This is a genomic window from Nocardioides sp. (assembly GCF_964229035.1).
In the GTDB taxonomy this organism is placed as follows: domain Bacteria; phylum Actinomycetota; class Actinomycetes; order Propionibacteriales; family Nocardioidaceae; genus Nocardioides.
In genome coordinates this window covers 15806-31822 of the sequence record NZ_CAXRAZ010000049.1, presented here as the reverse complement: position 1 = coordinate 31822, position 16017 = coordinate 15806, and the positions used below count along the sequence as shown (strand labels likewise).

Annotated in this window: 15 protein-coding genes; 8 read left to right on the top strand and 7 right to left on the bottom strand. The window is 71.5% G+C overall.

Translation table 11 applies throughout. The features are described 5' to 3' along the window. Positions 1–57: 57 nt before the first annotated feature. From ACERUN_RS15315 to ACERUN_RS15300, 4 genes are read left to right on the top strand one after another with little or no spacing between them, the layout of a single operon-like run. Positions 58–1074, top strand: a complete 1017-nt coding sequence (locus ACERUN_RS15315; protein WP_370290899.1) for a branched-chain amino acid ABC transporter permease — start codon at positions 58–60, stop codon at positions 1072–1074. Continuing rightward, complete coding sequence (locus tag ACERUN_RS15310; RefSeq protein WP_370290898.1) at positions 1074–2258, top strand: branched-chain amino acid ABC transporter permease; 1185 nt, start codon at positions 1074–1076, stop codon at positions 2256–2258. The genes ACERUN_RS15315 and ACERUN_RS15310 overlap by 1 nt, the downstream gene beginning before the upstream one ends. Then, positions 2251–3075 (top strand): ABC transporter ATP-binding protein, encoded by an 825-nt coding sequence (locus ACERUN_RS15305; RefSeq protein WP_370290897.1) that lies wholly within the window; start codon positions 2251–2253, stop codon positions 3073–3075. Before ACERUN_RS15310 ends, ACERUN_RS15305 begins: the two co-directional genes overlap by 8 nt. Next, a complete protein-coding gene (locus ACERUN_RS15300) occupies positions 3065–3790 on the top strand; it encodes an ABC transporter ATP-binding protein (RefSeq protein ID WP_370290896.1) in 726 nt (241 codons plus the stop codon). The genes ACERUN_RS15305 and ACERUN_RS15300 overlap by 11 nt, the downstream gene beginning before the upstream one ends. A 78-nt stretch (positions 3791–3868) precedes the next feature. Here ACERUN_RS15300 and ACERUN_RS15295 read toward each other — a convergent pair whose 3' ends face one another. From ACERUN_RS15295 to ACERUN_RS15280, 4 genes are all read right to left on the bottom strand, one after another. Then, positions 3869–4621 (bottom strand): amino acid ABC transporter ATP-binding protein, encoded by a 753-nt coding sequence (locus tag ACERUN_RS15295; protein ID WP_370290895.1) that lies wholly within the window; start codon positions 4619–4621, stop codon positions 3869–3871. Further along, complete coding sequence (locus ACERUN_RS15290) at positions 4618–5427, bottom strand: amino acid ABC transporter permease (protein ID WP_370290894.1); 810 nt, start codon at positions 5425–5427, stop codon at positions 4618–4620. Before ACERUN_RS15290 ends, ACERUN_RS15295 begins: the two co-directional genes overlap by 4 nt. Beyond that, a complete protein-coding gene (locus tag ACERUN_RS15285; RefSeq protein WP_370290893.1) occupies positions 5424–6200 on the bottom strand; it encodes a transporter substrate-binding domain-containing protein in 777 nt (258 codons plus the stop codon). Before ACERUN_RS15285 ends, ACERUN_RS15290 begins: the two co-directional genes overlap by 4 nt. Positions 6201–6295: 95 nt before the next feature. Next, on the bottom strand, positions 6296–7042 hold the full coding sequence (locus tag ACERUN_RS15280; RefSeq protein ID WP_370290892.1) for a DUF554 domain-containing protein: 747 nt from the start codon (positions 7040–7042) through the stop codon (positions 6296–6298). A gap of 224 nt (positions 7043–7266) precedes the next feature. Here ACERUN_RS15280 and ACERUN_RS15275 point away from each other — a divergent pair, with 224 nt between their 5' ends. After that, complete coding sequence (locus ACERUN_RS15275; RefSeq protein WP_370290891.1) at positions 7267–7878, top strand: N-acetyltransferase family protein; 612 nt, start codon at positions 7267–7269, stop codon at positions 7876–7878. A gap of 3 nt (positions 7879–7881) precedes the next feature. Here ACERUN_RS15275 and ACERUN_RS15270 read toward each other — a convergent pair whose 3' ends face one another. Next, positions 7882–8313: a hotdog fold thioesterase gene (locus ACERUN_RS15270; protein WP_370290890.1), complete on the bottom strand. Its 432-nt coding sequence runs from the start codon at positions 8311–8313 to the stop codon at positions 7882–7884. A gap of 92 nt (positions 8314–8405) precedes the next feature. Between ACERUN_RS15270 and polA the strand changes: the two genes are divergently transcribed. After that, on the top strand, positions 8406–11099 hold the full coding sequence (gene polA / locus ACERUN_RS15265) for a DNA polymerase I (RefSeq protein WP_370290889.1): 2694 nt from the start codon (positions 8406–8408) through the stop codon (positions 11097–11099). Positions 11100–11180: 81 nt separating this feature from the next. Here the strand turns inward: polA and ACERUN_RS15260 are convergent, their stop codons facing one another. Further along, complete coding sequence (locus tag ACERUN_RS15260) at positions 11181–12482, bottom strand: lipopolysaccharide biosynthesis protein (protein WP_370290888.1); 1302 nt, start codon at positions 12480–12482, stop codon at positions 11181–11183. Positions 12483–12598: 116 nt separating this feature from the next. On the opposite strand from ACERUN_RS15260, the gene ACERUN_RS15255 reads away from it, so the two are divergent. Both ACERUN_RS15255 and ACERUN_RS15250 read left to right on the top strand, forming a co-directional pair. Further along, complete coding sequence (locus ACERUN_RS15255) at positions 12599–14413, top strand: hypothetical protein (RefSeq protein ID WP_370290887.1); 1815 nt, start codon at positions 12599–12601, stop codon at positions 14411–14413. 61 nt (positions 14414–14474) lie between these two features. Continuing rightward, positions 14475–14615 (top strand): hypothetical protein, encoded by a 141-nt coding sequence (locus tag ACERUN_RS15250; RefSeq protein ID WP_370290886.1) that lies wholly within the window; start codon positions 14475–14477, stop codon positions 14613–14615. A gap of 103 nt (positions 14616–14718) precedes the next feature. On the opposite strand, the gene ACERUN_RS15245 is transcribed toward ACERUN_RS15250, so the two are convergent. Next, complete coding sequence (locus tag ACERUN_RS15245; protein WP_370290885.1) at positions 14719–15897, bottom strand: glycosyltransferase family 4 protein; 1179 nt, start codon at positions 15895–15897, stop codon at positions 14719–14721. Positions 15898–16017 lie beyond the last annotated feature (120 nt).

The following is a 16017-nucleotide window of genomic DNA, read 5'->3' as shown; positions in this document are numbered from 1 at the left end:
CCCGCCCCCGCCCACGGCCGACCTTGACCCAGATCCAGTCACTCGAAGGGAAGTCCCTTGGATTTCGGCGCGCTGTTCGGGAGTCCTGACGACTTCCTCAGCTTCACCGCAGGCGGGTTGGTGTTCGGCGCGATCTACGCGCTCATCGCCCTCGGCTACACGATGGTGTACGGCGTCCTGCAGCTCATCAACTTCGCCCACTCCGAGGTCTTCATGTTCGGGACCTTCGCAGTGGCGTGGACATTCATCTTCTTCCACGGCACCGACTCGGTGACCTGGTCGCTCGGGCGGGCCCTGCCGATCCTGCTGGCGGCCTTGGTGGCCGCCATGGTGGTGTCGGCTGCGGTCGCCCTGCTGCTGGAGCGCGTGGCGTATCGCCCGCTCATCAAGAAGGACGCCCCCAAGCTCATCGCGCTCATCTCGGCGATCGGCGCCTCGTTCGCCCTCGCCGAGGCGATGGGCCTGCGCGACCGTTTCGCCGGCTGGGTCGGTCTCGACGACAACCTGGCCGACTACGTGGCGCCCGGCAAGGCCCGCGATGTCTACTCGAACCCGGTCGCCATCCAGCCCGAGGGGCTGTTCAACATCGGCGGCTACACCGTCACCGACGTCGACCTCGTGATCGTGGTCGCGGCTCTGCTGATGATGGTCGCCCTCGACCAGTTCGTGCGCCGCACGAAGTTCGGACGAGGCATCCGCGCCACGGCGCAGGACCCGGAGTCGGCCGCGCTGATGGGGGTCAACTCGACCCGCGTCGTGCAGATGACGTTCCTCATCGGTGGTCTGATGGCTGGCGCCGCCGCAACCCTCTACATGATGAAGATCGGCTCGACGCGTCAGAACGCCGGCTTCATCCTCGGCGTCAAGGCGTTCACCGCGGCAGTCATGGGCGGCATCGGCAACCTGCGCGGTGCCCTGCTCGGCGGCATCGTGCTCGGCGTGATGGAGGCCTGGGGCTCGGCGGTCTTCGGCTCCGACTGGAAGGACGTCGTCGCCTTCGTGCTGCTGGTCCTGATTCTTCTCGTGCGGCCCTCGGGCCTGCTCGGCGAGTCCCTCGGAAAGGCGCGTGCGTGATGGCTGCGAACCTCAACATCGGTCAGCGGTGGGACACCGTGGTCGAGCGATACCAGGCCCAGCCGCGCATCGCGAAGATCGCCTGGGTCACCCTGGCCGTCGTCTTCGTCTACGCGCTGCCCCTCCTGCGTCCGCCGGTGATCACGACGCAGGACATCGACTTCGGTGGCGTGATGTTCCGGGTGGCCGCCTTCGCGCTGGTGGCCCTCGGCCTCAACATCGTGATCGGGTACGCCGGCCTGCTCGACCTCGGCTACGTGGGGTTCTACGCCACCGGCGCCTACACCACGGGCGTCCTCACGGTGTACCACGGCAGCTGGCCGTTCTTCCTCGCGCTTCCTGTGGCCATCGTCGTCACGATGATCACCGGCGTCATCCTCGGCGCACCGACTCTGCGGGTGCGTGGCGACTACCTCGCCATCGTGACCCTCGGCTTCGGCGAGATCATCCGCATCGCGGTGAAGAACATCGAGTGGCTCGGAGCCTCCGCTGGCATCAAGGACATCCCGCACCCGAACAACATCGGACCCTCGCCGGAGCCGCCCTTCGAGCCCGGCGGGCTCTTCGGAATCCCGAAGCTGGAGTGGAACGGACTCGTCCCCTCCATCTCGGACGCACGCGAAACTCGCTTCCTCGTCTTCGGCGCGCTCGACGCGATCCCGTACTACTGGCTCATCCTCACCGCGCTCCTGCTCGTGCTCATCGGTGACCGTCTGGTGAAGGCCAGTCGCGTCGGTCGTGCCTGGGAGGCAACCCGCGAGGACGAGGATGCCGCCGAGTTGATGGGTGTGCCCACCTTCCGATTCAAGCTCATGGCGTTCGCCCTCGGCGCTGCGATCGGCGGTCTTTCGGGCAGCTTCCTGGCCAGCGGCCAGGGTGGTTTCATCAGTCCTGACGGCTTCCCGCTCCTGCTGTCGATGCTCTTCGTGGCGGCCGTCATCGTCGGCGGTTCGGGCAACCGGTGGGGCGCCATCGCCGGTGGCGCGATCGTGGCCTACCTCCCTGAGCGCTTCCGTGAGCTGCAGGACTATCGCCTGCTCGTCTTCGGAGTGGCGCTGACCATCTTGGCCATCTGGCGGCCGGAGGGTCTGCTGCCTCCGCGGCGTGCGCGCCGCGCCAAGGCGGCTGAGGCCGAGATCGAAGCCCTCGAAGAGGGCGAAATCCAGGAGGCTGACCGTGCCTGATCTGACCAAGCCTGCACCGGCGGTGCCCAGTGAGGGTGTCGGCAGCGCCCTGCTCGAGGTCGACGCCGTCACTCTCCGCTTCGGCGGACTCACCGCGCTGAACGAGGTGAGCTTCGAGATCCGCCGCGGCGAGATCCTCGGGCTCATCGGACCCAACGGCGCTGGCAAGACGACGTGCTTCAACGTGATGACCGGCGTCTACCAGCCGACCTCGGGCGCCGTGCGCTTCGACGGCCGCACCTTGACCAAGATGAAGCGGCACAAGATCACCAAGATCGGTGTCGCTCGCACGTTCCAGAACATCCGGCTGTTCAAGTCGATGACGGTGCTCGAGAACGTGATGGTCGGAGCAGACGCGCACAGTCGGGTCGGCTTCTGGGACGCGCTGCTGCGCACGCCGCGCCACCGTCGCACGGAGGCCGAAGCGACCGCTCGGGCCAGGGAGCTGCTCGAGCTCGTCGGCATCACGGCGCGTCACGACGAGTTGGCGTCCAACCTGTCCTACGGCGACCAGCGTCGCCTCGAGATCGCGCGCGCCATGGCGACCAACCCCAAGCTGCTCTGCCTCGACGAGCCTGCCGCCGGCTTCAACCCTGCGGAGAAGCAGCGGCTGATGGAGCTCATCCGCAAGGTGCGCGATGCCGGCTTCACGGTCCTGCTCATCGAGCACGACATGAAGCTCGTGATGGGCGTCACCGACCGGATCGTCGTCCTCGAGTTCGGTCAGAAGATCGCCGAGGGCACGCCGGACGAGATCCGCGACAACCCGGCGGTCATCGCCGCCTACCTGGGTGTGGAGGAAGAAGATGCTTCTTGAGGTCGACGGCCTGTGCGTGAACTACGGGCACATCGAGGCCATCCGCGACATCTCCTTCGGCGTGCCGGAGGGCACGGTCACCTCGTTGGTCGGGGCCAACGGCGCCGGCAAGACCACCACGCTCAAGACCCTCTCCGGCCTGCGCAAGGTGCGGGCGGGCGCGGTGCGCTTCGAGGGTGAGGACATCACCCACCTGCCGCCCTACGAGCGGGTCAAGCGCGGGATCAGCCAGTCGCCCGAGGGACGCGGCTGCTTCCCGGGCATGACCGTGCGCGAGAACCTCGACATGGGCGCCTACCTGCGCAAGGACCGCAAGTCAGCCGCTTACGCCGAGGACGTCGAGCGTGTGTTCACGCTCTTCCCGCGGCTGCGCGAGCGGGAGAAGCAGGCGGCAGGCTCCATGTCCGGCGGCGAGCAGCAGATGCTCGCCATCGGCCGTGCGCTCATGTCGCGCCCGCGACTGCTGCTGCTCGACGAGCCGTCGATGGGCCTGGCTCCGAAGCTGATCCAGCAGATCTTCTCGATCATCACCGAGATCAACAGCCAGGGCACCACGGTGCTGCTGGTGGAGCAGAACGCCGCCCAGGCACTGCGTCGTTCCCACGAGGCCCACATCCTCGAGACCGGTGCCATCGTGCGCACCGGCAAGGGTGCCGACCTCGCGGTCGACCCGGCCGTCAAGGCCGCTTACCTCGGCGGTGACGTCGAGGGCTGATCACAGCGACCGACGACGAAGGGCCCCGCCGCTGGCGGGGCCCTTCGTCGTCTGTGGTGCCGGGAGGGGAGTGGTCCGTCAGAGGACCTTGGAGAGGAACGCCTTCGTGCGCTCGTGCTGGGGCTCACCCAGCACAGAGGCGGGCCGGCCCTCCTCGACCACGACGCCGCCGTCCATGAAGACGAGGTGATCGCCCACCTCGCGGGCGAAGCCCATCTCGTGGGTGACGACCATCATCGTCATGCCCTCGCTCGCGAGGTGCTTCATGACGGCGAGCACGTCGCCGACGAGCTCGGGGTCGAGGGCGCTGGTGGGCTCGTCGAAGAGCATCATGTCGGGGTCCATCGACAGAGCGCGGGCGATCGCGACGCGCTGCTGCTGACCGCCCGAGAGGTGCGCGGGGTAGGCGTCCTCCTTCTCCGACAGGCCGACCTTGGCGAGGTTGCGCCGGGCGATCTCGACCGCCTCGTCCTTGCCGCGACCGCGCACCGTGCGCTGGGCCAGCGTCAGGTTCTTCAGCACCGACAGGTGCGGGAAGAGGTTGAACTGCTGGAACACCATGCCGATGCGCGAGCGCACCTGGTCGAGGTCGGTCTCGGGGTCGCAGATGTCGATGCCCTCCACGAGCACCTGACCCGAGGTCGGCTCCTCGAGCCGGTTCACGCAGCGCAGCAGCGTGGACTTGCCCGAGCCCGAGGGCCCGATGACGCATACCACCTGGCCGGGGTCGACGTGGAAGTCGACGCCCTTGAGCACCTCGTTGTCGCCGAAGCTCTTGCACAGCTTGCGGACGTCGATCGCCGGCACGGTGCTGCTCGGGGGCGTGCTCATCGGGTCGCCTTCCTCTGCCGGCGCTCCTGCCAGGCCACGAGCTGGGTGAGCGGGATGGTGATGATCAGGTAGAGCAGGGCGGCCTGGACGAGGCTGGTGGCTGTGCCGGCGGTGGGACCGGAGCTCTGGAAGTCGCGGGCCACCGTGGTCAGCTCGCGCTGGCCGATCTGCACGCCGATCACCGACAGCAGCGCGGTGTCCTTGATGAGGAGCACGAACTCATTGGTCAGGGGCGGGACGACGACGCGGAACGCCTGCGGCAGGACGACGCGCACCATCGTGGCGCCGCCGCTCATGCCGAGCGAGCGAGCTGCCTCGGCCTGACCCTTCGGGACGGCCTGGATGCCGGCGCGCAGCGTCTCAGCGATGTAGGCGCCGGCGACCACGATGAGCGCGATCAGGCCGGAGCCCACGAAGCCGCCGGGCGGGTTCCAGCCGGGGATCGCCACCGGCAGGCCGAGGCCGAAGAAGAAGATGACGATCAGCGCCGGCAGGCCGCGGAAGAACTCGATGTAGGCGGTCGCGATCCAGCGCAGCGTGGCGATGGGCGAGAGCCTGGCGAGCGCGAGGCCCAGGGCGAGTGCGAGGCCCCCGGCGAATGCGATCGCCGTGTACTTGATCGTGTTGACCACACCGGTGGTGATCAGGTCACCCCAGTTGCCGCCGTCGAAGGTGGTGCCGTCGGGGTTCCAGAAGTTGGCGCGGACGTTGCCCCAGTCGACCGTGAGGGCGACGAGCGCCACGAAGGCGACGACCGCGAGGTTGATCCCCGTGATCGTCAGCCGACGGCGGGTGGTGCGCTTCACTTCACCTCGAAGTACTTGTTGTAGATCTCCTCGTAGGTGCCGTCCTCGCGCATGTCGCTCAGCGCTCCGTTGACCTGCTCGACGAGGTCGCTGCCCTTCTTCATCGCCAGGCCGTACTGCTCGTCGGTGTCGTAGGTCTCGACGACGGCGAACTCGCCGTCCTTGGTGTGGTCGAGGTTCACCGGGAGGTCCTGCAGCAGTGCGTCGACCTGGCCGCCCTTGATGGCCTGGAACATCTCGGCGTCGCTGGGGAAGGTCACGATCTTCGCGCCCTTCGCGTTCTCCTCGGTGTAGGTCTTGCCGGTGGTGCCCTGCTGCACGCCGACCTTCTTGCCGTCGAGGTCGCCGATGCCCTTGATGTCGCTGCCGGTCTTGACGAGCAGGGACTGCTTGGAGTCGTAGTAGCCGTCGGAGAAGTCGAGGTTCTTCTTGCGGTCCTCGGTGATCGTCATCGCCGAGGCAGCGAGGTCGCACTGGCCGCCCTTGAGGGCGCTGCCGCTCTGCAGCGCGTCGAAGGAGGAGTCCTGGATCTGGACCTTCTTGTCGAGGCGCTTGCCGATCTCGGCCACGATGTCGACGTCGAAGCCCTTGAAGCCGAGGTCGCTGGACGTGTCGAAGTCCTCGAACGGCGGGTAGGGCACGTCGGAGCACACCTTGAGGGTGCCGCCCGCGGCGCCGGCATCGGTGGCGTCGCCGTCGCCCGAACCGCAGGCGGTCAGCGAGAGGGCGGCAACGGTGGACAGGGCGAGGGCAGCAAGCCGGGTCGAACGCATGGCGGCACTCTAGGCCCTGCCTTCCGTGCTGGTCAGCGACTCCACGATGTCGCGCATGTCGTCATGCGCTCGTAACAGCCGGGTCGCGAGGCAGGTCAGCGCAGGGCGTGGACGGCGGCGGTGAGGAGGGGCGCCACCAGCAGTGCGGGCAGGAGGTCGGCGACGGCGATCGGCTTCAGGTCGAGCAGTCGGAGGGCGACGCCCACGAGCAGCAGCCCACCGGTGGCGGTGACGGCGGCCAGTTCGGCGTCCGGGAGGACGTCGCCGAGGCCGAGGCCCACCAGCGTCAGCCCACCCTGGACGACGACCACCGTCACCACGCTCGCGGCGACTCCCCAGCCGAAGGCGGCCGCGAAGGCGATCGCGGCGAAGCCGTCGAGCGCCGACTTCAGGTAGAGCTGCTCCGCACCGCGGCCGAGTCCGTCGTTCAGGGCGCCCAGAATGGTGAGGGGGCCCGTGCAGAAGATCAGCGACGACACCACGAAGCCCTCGACGAAGCGGCGACGCTCCTCGTTGGCCGCGCCGCGGGCCAGGCGGCGCTGGAGCCAGCCGCCGAGCGCCTCCACGCGGTGCTCGAGGCGCAGCAGCGACCCGGCGATGCCGCCCAGCAGCACCGCGCCGAGCATGATGAGCAGCGGTGCGCTGTCGCCCACCGAGGCCGCCAGGGCGGGGTCCAGCACCGCCATCGCGGAGGTCGCGGCGATGAGGAGGGTCACGAGCCCGAGCCCGTCGGTGACCAGCGAGCGGGTGCGCTCCGGCAGCCGGTCGCCGGCCAGACGGCCGACGAGGCTGCCCGCGAGCACGGCGGCGACGTTGACGGCGGTTCCGGTGCCCGGGATCACAGGTGGCCTCGTCTCTTCGGGACTGGTGCGGTGGGTGCGGCGGGCGGGGGAGCGCGGGCGCCCGGTCGAACCTGGGGATCTCGGTCCGCCGCCGTCGGGAGGAGCGTAGTGTGGGTGCTCCGGTCGGCTCGGATCCGCCGGCGATCACCCTGCCGCCCGCGGGGTGGCGGTGCCTGCGGCCCGGTGGCCGCCCGCACCGCGGTCACGACTGCAGGAGGTGTGCGATGAGCCGGTACTCGCTCGTCACCCGCTTCGCCACGCGCGAGGACGCCGCGACGCTGGCCCGCCTGTGGAACGACGTCGTCCGCAAGGCCGACCCCTCCGAGCAGGTCGCCGATCTCGAGCTGGTGATCAAGGCGGCGTCGTCCTCGCCCGAGCAGCGCCTTGTGGTCGTCGAGTACGACAACGAGGTCGCCGGGGCAGTCTACCTGCGCATCGCCACCCTGTCGCCGATCAACCTCGAGCCGTGCGTGCAGTCGGTGCACCCCCGCGTGTTCGACCACTACCGTCGCCACGGCGTCGGCCACGCCCTCATGGAGGCGGCCGCCGCCTTCGCCGAGGAGAACGGCATCCTCCACGTGATCACGGCCGTGCCGCAGGCCTCGCGCGAGGCCAACCGCTTCATGGCGCGCCTCGGGCTGGCGCCGGTGGTGTCCTACCGCATCGCGCCCACGACGCTGCTGCGGTCGCGGCTCACCCCGCAGCGGCCCACGGCCGCCGGCATCACCGCCGGGGTCACCGGCACCGATTCCAACCGGGCCCGTGTGCTCACCGCGCGACGCTCGCTGCGTCGCGCCCGCGCCGAGCGGCTCGCCGGCCCGGGCGACCGCCTCTGAGCCTCAGCCCGCCGGCGTCGGGTCGCGGTCGATGAGCGCGCAGGTCAGGCGCGAGGTGCACACCCGGCGGCCTGCGTCGTCGGTGACGACGATCTCGAAGCTGGCCATGGTGCGACCGACGTGCAGCGCGGTGGCCACGCCGGTGACCGTGCCGGAGGTGGCGGAACGGTGGTGGGTGGCGTTGATCTCCACGCCGACGGCGAAGCGGCCTGGCCCGGCGTTGAGGGCGGAGGCGATCGAGCCGACGGTCTCGGCGAGCACCACCGAGGCGCCGCCGTGCAGCAGGCCGTAGGGCTGGGTGTTGCCCTCCACCGGCATGGTGGCCACGACGCGCTCCGGCGAGGCCTCGGTGACGACGATGCCCATGCGGTCGGCGAGCGCACCCATGTTGCTGCGCAGGTGGTCGAGGATCTGCTCCGGGCTCGCGTCGCTCATGCGCTCGACCCTAGTGGTGGACGACGAAGGCCCACCCGCACGGTCCGGCCCGCGGGTCGGGCGGCGTCGGTGGTCGTCGGTAGGCTCGCCGGGTGCCTCGACTGCTGCTTCTGGACGGCCACTCGCTCGCCTACCGCGCCTTCTTCGCGCTGCCGGTGGAGAACTTCAGCACCGCCACCGGGCAGAGCACCAACGCCGTCTTCGGCTTCACCTCGATGCTGGTCAACGTGCTGCGCGATGAGCAGCCCACCCACGTGGCGGTCGCCTTCGACGTCTCGCGTCGCACCTTCCGCACCGAGGAGTACGCCGAGTACAAGGCCAAGCGCAACAAGACGCCCGACGAGTTCGGCAGCCAGCTGCCGCTGATCGAGCAGATGCTCGACTCGTTCTCGATCCCGTTCATCAAGCTCGAGGGTTTCGAGGCCGACGACATCATCGCCACCCTCGTCACCCAGACCCTGGCCGAGGACGACGAGGCCGAGGTGCTCATCCTCACCGGCGACCGCGACTCCCTGCAGCTGGTCACCGACCGCTCCACCGTGCTCTATCCGATGCGCGGCGTCTCCGACCTCGCGCGCATGACGCCCGCCGCGGTCGAGGAGAAGTACGGCGTGCCGCCGCACCGCTATCCCGAGCTCGCCGCCATCGTCGGTGAGACCTCCGACAACCTCCCCGGCGTGCCCGGGGTGGGTGCCGGGTTCGCGGCCCGCTGGATCAACACCTACGACGGCCTCGACAACGTCATCGCCCGCGCCGACGAGATCACCGGCAAGAAGGGTGAGGCGTTCCGCGAGCACCTCGGCGACGTGATCCGCAACCGACGCCTCAACGCGCTGGTGCGCGACCTGCCGCTCGGGGTCGGGCTGCCCGACCTCCAGCGCCGCGAGTGGCGCCGCTCCGACGCCCTCGAGCTGCTCGACACCCTCGAGTTCCGCGGCGAGCTGCGCACCCGGATCATGGACGTCGTCGCGCCCAGCGACGACGAGCCCGTGGAGGCCGAGGGCATCGAGCTCGACCTCGAGATCCTCGGCGCCGGTGCCCTCGCGCCGTGGATCGCGAGCGCGAGCGGCGAGCGGGTCGGCGTCCACGTGGCCGGTGCGTGGGGCAGCGGCACGGGCCGCGTCGACGGCCTCGGGCTGGCGCTCGCCGACGGCCGCGCCGCCTACGTCGACGCCACCACCCTCACCCCCGAGGACGACGCAGCGCTCGCCGCCTGGCTCGCCGACCCGGCGGCGCCCAAGGTGCTGCACGACGCCAAGGGGCCGGCCCACGCGCTCGCGGCGCACGGCTGGAGCCTGGCCGGGGTCGCCGACGACACCGCGCTCGAGGCCTACCTCGTCGCCCCCGACCAGCGTTCCTACGCCCTCGCCGACCTCACCCTGCGCTACCTCCACCGCGAGCTCGAGAAGCCGGCGGACGACGACCAGGGCGTGCTCTTCGCCGATGACGGCGGCGAGGGTGACGGCACCGACAGGGCTGCCGCCCGCTCCGCCGCGGTGGCCGCGCGTGCGGCGCTCGACCTCTCGATCGAGCTCGCCGACGAGGTCGAGCGCGCCGGCGGCCACGAGCTGCTCAGCAGCGTCGAGCTGCCGCTCGTGCCCGTGCTCGCCGCCATGGAGCGCACCGGCATCGCCGTCGACACCGACCACCTCGAGAGCCTGGAGCAGCACTTCGGCGAGGAGGTGCGCCGCGAGGCCGAGCAGGCCTACGAGGTGATCGGGCGCGAGATCAACCTCGGCTCGCCCAAGCAGCTGCAGGTCGTGCTCTTCGAGGAGCTGGCCATGCCCAAGACCAAGCGCACCAAGACCGGCTACACGACCGACGCCGACGCACTGCAGGGCCTCTACGCCGCCACCGAGCACCCGTTCCTGGCCCACCTGCTGCGCCACCGCGAGGTCATCCGGCTGCGCCAGACCATCGAGGGCCTGCTCAAGACGGTGCAGCCCGACGGCCGCATCCACACCACGTTCCACCAGACCATCGCCGCCACCGGCCGGCTCTCCAGCACCGACCCCAACCTGCAGAACATTCCCGTGCGCACCGAGGAGGGGCGACGCATCCGCGAGGGCTTCGTGGTCGGCCCCGGCTACGCCTCGCTGATGACGGCCGACTACAGCCAGATCGAGATGCGGATCATGGCGCACCTCTCCGAGGACGCCCTGCTCATCGAGGCCTTCCGCTCCGGTCGCGACTTCCACGCCGCCACCGCCTCGCGGGTCTTCGACGTCGAACCTGACGCGGTCACCCCCGAGATGCGCGCCAAGATCAAGGCGATGAACTACGGCCTCGCCTACGGGCTCTCGGCCTTCGGTCTCTCCCAGCAGCTCGGCATCGACGCCAGCGAGGCCCGCGGGCTGATGGACGAGTACTTCGAGACCTTCGGCGGCATCCGCGACTACCTCGGCGGCGTCGTCGAGGAGGCCCGGCGCACCGGCTTCACCGAGACCATCATGGGGCGGCGCCGCTACCTGCCCGACCTCACCAGCGACAACCGGATGCGGCGCGAGACCGCCGAGCGGATGGCCCTCAACGCCCCCATCCAGGGCTCGGCGGCCGACCTCATCAAGGTCGCGATGCTGCGCACGGACGCCGCCCTGCGCGAGGCCGGGCTCACCTCCCGCATGCTGCTGCAGGTGCACGACGAGCTCGTCTTCGAGGTCGCCGACGGCGAGGCCGAGGCGCTCGAGGCGCTGGTGCGTGAGCAGATGGCCGGCGCCGCCGACCTCACCGTGCCCCTCGACGTCTCCGTGGGCACCGGACGAAGCTGGCACGACGCCGCGCACTGAGTTGGATGGGCCGAGCGTGTCTCCGCTGCGCTGCGACACGCTGCCGGCCTCGCAGTCGGCGTCCTGCTCGGGCGCAGGTGATCAGGCGGGGACGGCGGGCTCGGCGGCGCGGCGGTGGCGGAGCATCTGCAGGGCCAGCAGCAGCACGATGACGAGGGTGTCGACGGCGAGCACGACGAGCACGAGCCCCGTGACGGTGTCGGCGGCGGTGCCGAGGCCGACGAGGGCGACGACGCCCGCAGCCGTCAGCCACTTCGTGCCGCGCCCCCGCTTGGCCAGACCGGCGTACACCAGCAGCTGGAGCACCGACAGCAGGCCGCCCAGCGCGGCGAAGAGCCACAACTGGTCGCGCACCCCGGCGTACTCACCACCGCCGATGAACACCAGGGCCAGGCTCGAGAGCAGGTAGGTGGCGCCGACGCAGAGCGCTCCCAGGCCCGACAGCAGCGCCAGGCCGCGCAGCAGGGCCGAGCGGCTCTCACCCTCCGTCGACATCGACGGGAAGAGGATGATGACCGCGAACTGCGGCAGGAAGAGGACGGCCTTGGTCACGATGAGCGCGCCGGCGTAGAGGCCCGCGTCGCGCTCGTCGAGCACGCTGCGGGCCACGACCACGTCGAGGTTCGACAGGGCGAGGAAGGCGAGCAGGGCGAGCGAGCTGCCGCCGGTCTCGCGCAGCACGTCGCGGCGCACCTCGCGGTCGTGGGGGGAGTCGGGCCCGCCGCGAGACTGCCGCTCGCGCAGGGCCAGGTGGCCGGCGAGGACGGGCAGCCAGGAGGCCAGCATGACGCCGAGCATCGCGCTCGTCTCGCTCGGCCAGACGACCAGCAGGAGACCGCCGACAAGGACGCGCGGCACGCCGACGGCGAGGTAGACGAGGCTCAGCGGCAGCCAGCGCCGCTCACCCTGCAGGACGCCGGCCTGCCCGCCGAGGATCGTGGTGGGCACCACCGCGATGGCGAGCAGGATCGACGGCAGCGGACCGTCGAGTCGCAGCAGGTGCCAGACCAGCGGCGCGGCCGCGAGGGTGAGCCCGCCCAGGAGAAGCGCGCTGGCGGTGGTGGTGCGGCGCACCGTGTGCTCGATCGCCGCGACGTCCTCCGGTGCCGCCGAGATGCGGCGCGCAGCCGTGGCCTGCAGGCCCAGCTGGACGACGCTGAGCACCATCAGCAGTGCCATGAGGCTCGCGACCTCGCTGTACTGCCGAGGCCCGAGGAGGCGAGCCGCCACCATCTGGAAGGCGTAGGTGCCCACGTTGGTGATGGCCATGGCCACCGCGATGCCACCGGTGGTGCGCAGCACGTCGAGCACGCGACCGCGGCTCGGGTCGACGGGGTCGGGAGCGGCACCGAGGGTCGTCGGTCCTGAGTCGCTGGCCACCACGGGAGCGAGCCTAGGTCGCCCACGGGTGATGATGGGACTCGGCGCGCGTCGGGTGACCGCTCGGGAGACCGGGTCGGCGAACGGCGGGTGAACGCGACGTGGCAGAAGGGGGGAACGTGGCTCAGGTGTCGGCAGGGGAGGCCCGATCGGGCACCGCGACCCCCGTCGGGGGCGAGGCGCTCGTCGTCCTCGGGGTCGCGATCGCGGCCGCGCTGGTGCTGCTCGGCCCGGCCCTCGCGCCCGGTGCGGTGCTGACCTACGACATGGTGTGGGTGCCGGACCTCGAGCTGCTGCGCGACACCCTCGGCCTGGGCAGCGGCCTGCCCCGCGCGGTGCCGTCGGACGCGGTCGTCGCCGCACTCGACGAGGTCGTCCCGGGGCTGCTGCTGCAGAAGCTCGTGCTGCTGGGCGCCCTCGTGGCGGCGGGCACGGGCGCCGCCCGGTTGATCCGCGCGCCGCTCCTCGCGCGGCTGGCGGTCGTCGTCCTCGTGGAGTGGAACGCGTTCGTCGTCGAGCGGCTGCTCATCGGGCACTGGCCGGTGCTCCTCGGCTACGGACTCCTGCCGTGGCTGATCCTGCTCGCCCGTCGCTGGCGCGAGGACGACGCCCCGCCGTCCGCGCTGCTCCTGGTGCTGCCCCTCGCGAGCCTGTCGGCCTCGGCCGGTATCGCCTCGGCGGTGGCGCTCGCGGCGGGCGCGCCGGTCTTCGCCCGCGCGGGGCGCCGGGGACTGCCGGGACGGGGCGCACTGCGCGCCCGCCTCACGCTCCTCGCCCTCCTCGCGCTGGCCAACGCCCCGTGGGTCGTCGCGGGTCTGGTCCACGCCGGGAGCGCGGCGGTGGATCCGGCCGGCGCACGCGCCTTCGCGCTCAACGACGAGGGATCCGTGCCGGCCCCGATCGCCGCACTCACGCTCGGCGGCGTGTGGAACGCCGAGGTGGTGCCCGACTCCCGTGCGGGTGCGCTCGGGTGGATCACGCTGCTGGTCCTGGGGGCGCTGGCGGCGGCCGGCGCGCGGCGCTGGTGGTCGACGACGCCGCAGCGTGAGCGACGGGTCCTCCTGGTGTGCTGGGCGCTCGGCTGGCTGGCGGCGGTGGCCACCTGGGCGGCGCCTGACCTGCTCGGCCGCCTCGGGGAGCACGTGCCCGGGCTCGCGGTGATGCGCGACGGCGGACGCTCGCTCGTGCTCTGCGCCCCGCTGCTGGCGGTGCTGGTGGGCAACGGCGTGGCCCTCGCGCTCGAGCGGGTGCGTCCGGCGGCGGCGGCCGCGCTGCCGGGGGTGCTGCTGCTCCCGATCGCGCTGCTGCCCGACGCTGCGTGGGGAGCGACGGGCCGCCTGGCCCCGGCCCACTACCCGGCCGCCTGGGCCAGCGTGCGCGCCGACCTGCAGCGCGACCCGACCCCGGGAGACCTGCTGGTGCTGCCGCTGAGCGCCTTCCGCGCGCCGGGCTGGAACGACGGCCGCATCGTCTTCGACCCGCTCGGCCGCTACCTGGGTCGCCCGTTCCTCTCCAGCGACGTCCTGGTCGTGTCGGGGCGGGCGCTCCCCGGGGAGGACCCCCGGGTGCGCAGCGCCGCCGCCGCGCTCCAGCAGCCGACCGCCACCGAGCGCACCCGCGCGCTGCTCGCCCTCGGCGTCGGCGCCGTCGTCGTGGACGACGCAGCCCCCGCGGCAGACCGGGTGCCGGCGTTGGCGGGGGAGGAGGTGGCCGCCGCGGGCGGCCTGCGCGTCCTGCGGCTCGACGGCCCGCCCGTCGCCGCCGAGCGTGCACCGGGCGTCGTCCACGGGGTGGGGGAGACCGTGGTGGTCACGGCCTGGCTGGCCTGGCTGGTCGGCCTCGGAGCAGGAGCCCTCGGCGTGGCGGGCGACGCGCTGCGCCGACGTCGGGCGTTCGGTCCGAATGACCGGGACGAAGGTCCCGGTACCCCCTGAGGCCGGCCGGTCGCGCCTCCCGGCGCTGTTAACCTCGGTGCAACCTTTGAGGGAGGGTGAGATGGGAACCATCGTGAGCATCATCGTGGGCGGCGCCGTCGCCGCCGCGACCGTGGTCGGCGTCGTCAACGCGCAGACCGCGGCACCGGAGCAGTCTCCGGTCAACGTCAGCAAGGTCGGTCTGAGCTACGGCTCCAACTGATCCGCTGACGGGTCGCGCTCAGCGATCCGACGTACGCAGGCGACGACGCCCGGGGAGCCAGGCTCCGGGGGCGTCGTCGTTGTCGTGCGGCCTGCGCTGCGTGTCAGTGCCGGCCTGCCGCGGCGAGCGCCCTCGCGCGCCGCAGCCGCAGGGTGCGACGGCGCCCGGCCGCCTCGTCGATCACGGCGGCGAAGGCCGCCTGCGCCCGCGGCCATGAGTAGGCGTGGCTCATGTCGAGCGCCTCCTTGCCGAGCTCGCGGCGCCGCACCGGGTCGTCGAGCAGCTCGAGCAGTGCGGCGGTGAAGGCCACGCGGTCGTCGACCAGCACGCCGGAGACGCCGTCGACGATCGACTCCCGGGTGCCGCCGGCGGAGCGGTAGGCGATGGCGGGGGTGCTGTGCATGCCGGCCTCGCCGATCACCAGGCCCCAGCCCTCCTTGAGCGAGGGCAGCAGCAGGAGCCACGCCCGCTCGTAGGCCTCGTGCTTGGTCTGCTCATCGACGTGGCCGAGGAAGCGCACGGCGTCGCCGGCACCGCGGCGCTCGGCGTAGGCGAGGAGCTCCTCGCGCCACCATCCGTCGCCCACGACCTCGAGCGTGAGGCCGGGGTGCAGCGCGCGGGCGGCGAGCACGGCGTCGATCGCGTGCTCGACCTGCTTGTGCGGCACCAGGCGACCGACCACGGCCACCGTGGGCGCGGTGGCCTTGCCGGGCACCGTCAGCGGGGCCGGCTCCGTGCCGTTGTGGACGACGCTCACCCGCGCGGGGTCGACCCCCAGCTCGGCGAGCTCGTCGCGCGTGGCCTCCGAGACCGCCACATAGCGGCAGCGGCGGTAGAGCCACGGCGCCAGCCTGCTCTCGATCCACCAGCCGACCCGGCCGGTCAGGCCGGGGTAGACCACCGGCCACTGCTCGCGGTGCACGTGGTGCACGAGCACCACGACGGGCTTGCGCGTGACGAGCCGGGTGAAGAACGGCAGCCCGTTCTGCACGTCGATCACCACGTCCGGCGCCCCGAGGTCGCCGCGCCGCAGCGCCCGCATGCCCTCGAGGTACACCGTCATCTTGGTGCCGCGGCGCACGTAGCGGACGCCGTCCACGACCTCGTCGGCCGGCGCACCTGCGTACGCCGCCGTGAACACGGTGACGCGCGCGCCCCGCTCGACCAGACCTGCTGTGACCTTCTCCAGGTAAAGCTCCGCCCCGCCGCCCTCAGGATTGCGCGTATCGCGCCAGCTGAGGACGACGACGTCCCTCCCCCGGAGGTCCTCCCAAACCTCCATGTGAGGGAGGTTACCTGTAGGTTAACGGCGTGCTGGACGATCGCGGGAAGTCTGACCGATCGGCCATTTTCCGCGGCGATCTTCGCGACACTCCGGCCCAGATGCGGCCGGTGCCTGCCG

What these genes read in the sequence shown, in the direction of transcription:
- ACERUN_RS15270 (WP_370290890.1), bottom strand. Translation starts at nt 8,313, where the DNA reads ATGAGCGACGCGAGCCCGGAGCAGATCCTCGACCACCTGCGCAGCAAC.
- ACERUN_RS15310 (WP_370290898.1), top strand. Translation starts at nt 1,074, where the DNA reads ATGGCTGCGAACCTCAACATCGGTCAGCGGTGGGACACCGTGGTCGAG.
- ACERUN_RS15295 (WP_370290895.1), bottom strand. Translation starts at nt 4,621, where the DNA reads ATGAGCACGCCCCCGAGCAGCACCGTGCCGGCGATCGACGTCCGCAAG.
- ACERUN_RS15300 (WP_370290896.1), top strand. Translation starts at nt 3,065, where the DNA reads ATGCTTCTTGAGGTCGACGGCCTGTGCGTGAACTACGGGCACATCGAG.
- ACERUN_RS15275 (WP_370290891.1), top strand. Translation starts at nt 7,267, where the DNA reads ATGAGCCGGTACTCGCTCGTCACCCGCTTCGCCACGCGCGAGGACGCC.
- ACERUN_RS15245 (WP_370290885.1), bottom strand. Translation starts at nt 15,897, where the DNA reads ATGGAGGTTTGGGAGGACCTCCGGGGGAGGGACGTCGTCGTCCTCAGC.
- ACERUN_RS15250 (WP_370290886.1), top strand. Translation starts at nt 14,475, where the DNA reads ATGGGAACCATCGTGAGCATCATCGTGGGCGGCGCCGTCGCCGCCGCG.
- ACERUN_RS15285 (WP_370290893.1), bottom strand. Translation starts at nt 6,200, where the DNA reads ATGCGTTCGACCCGGCTTGCTGCCCTCGCCCTGTCCACCGTTGCCGCC.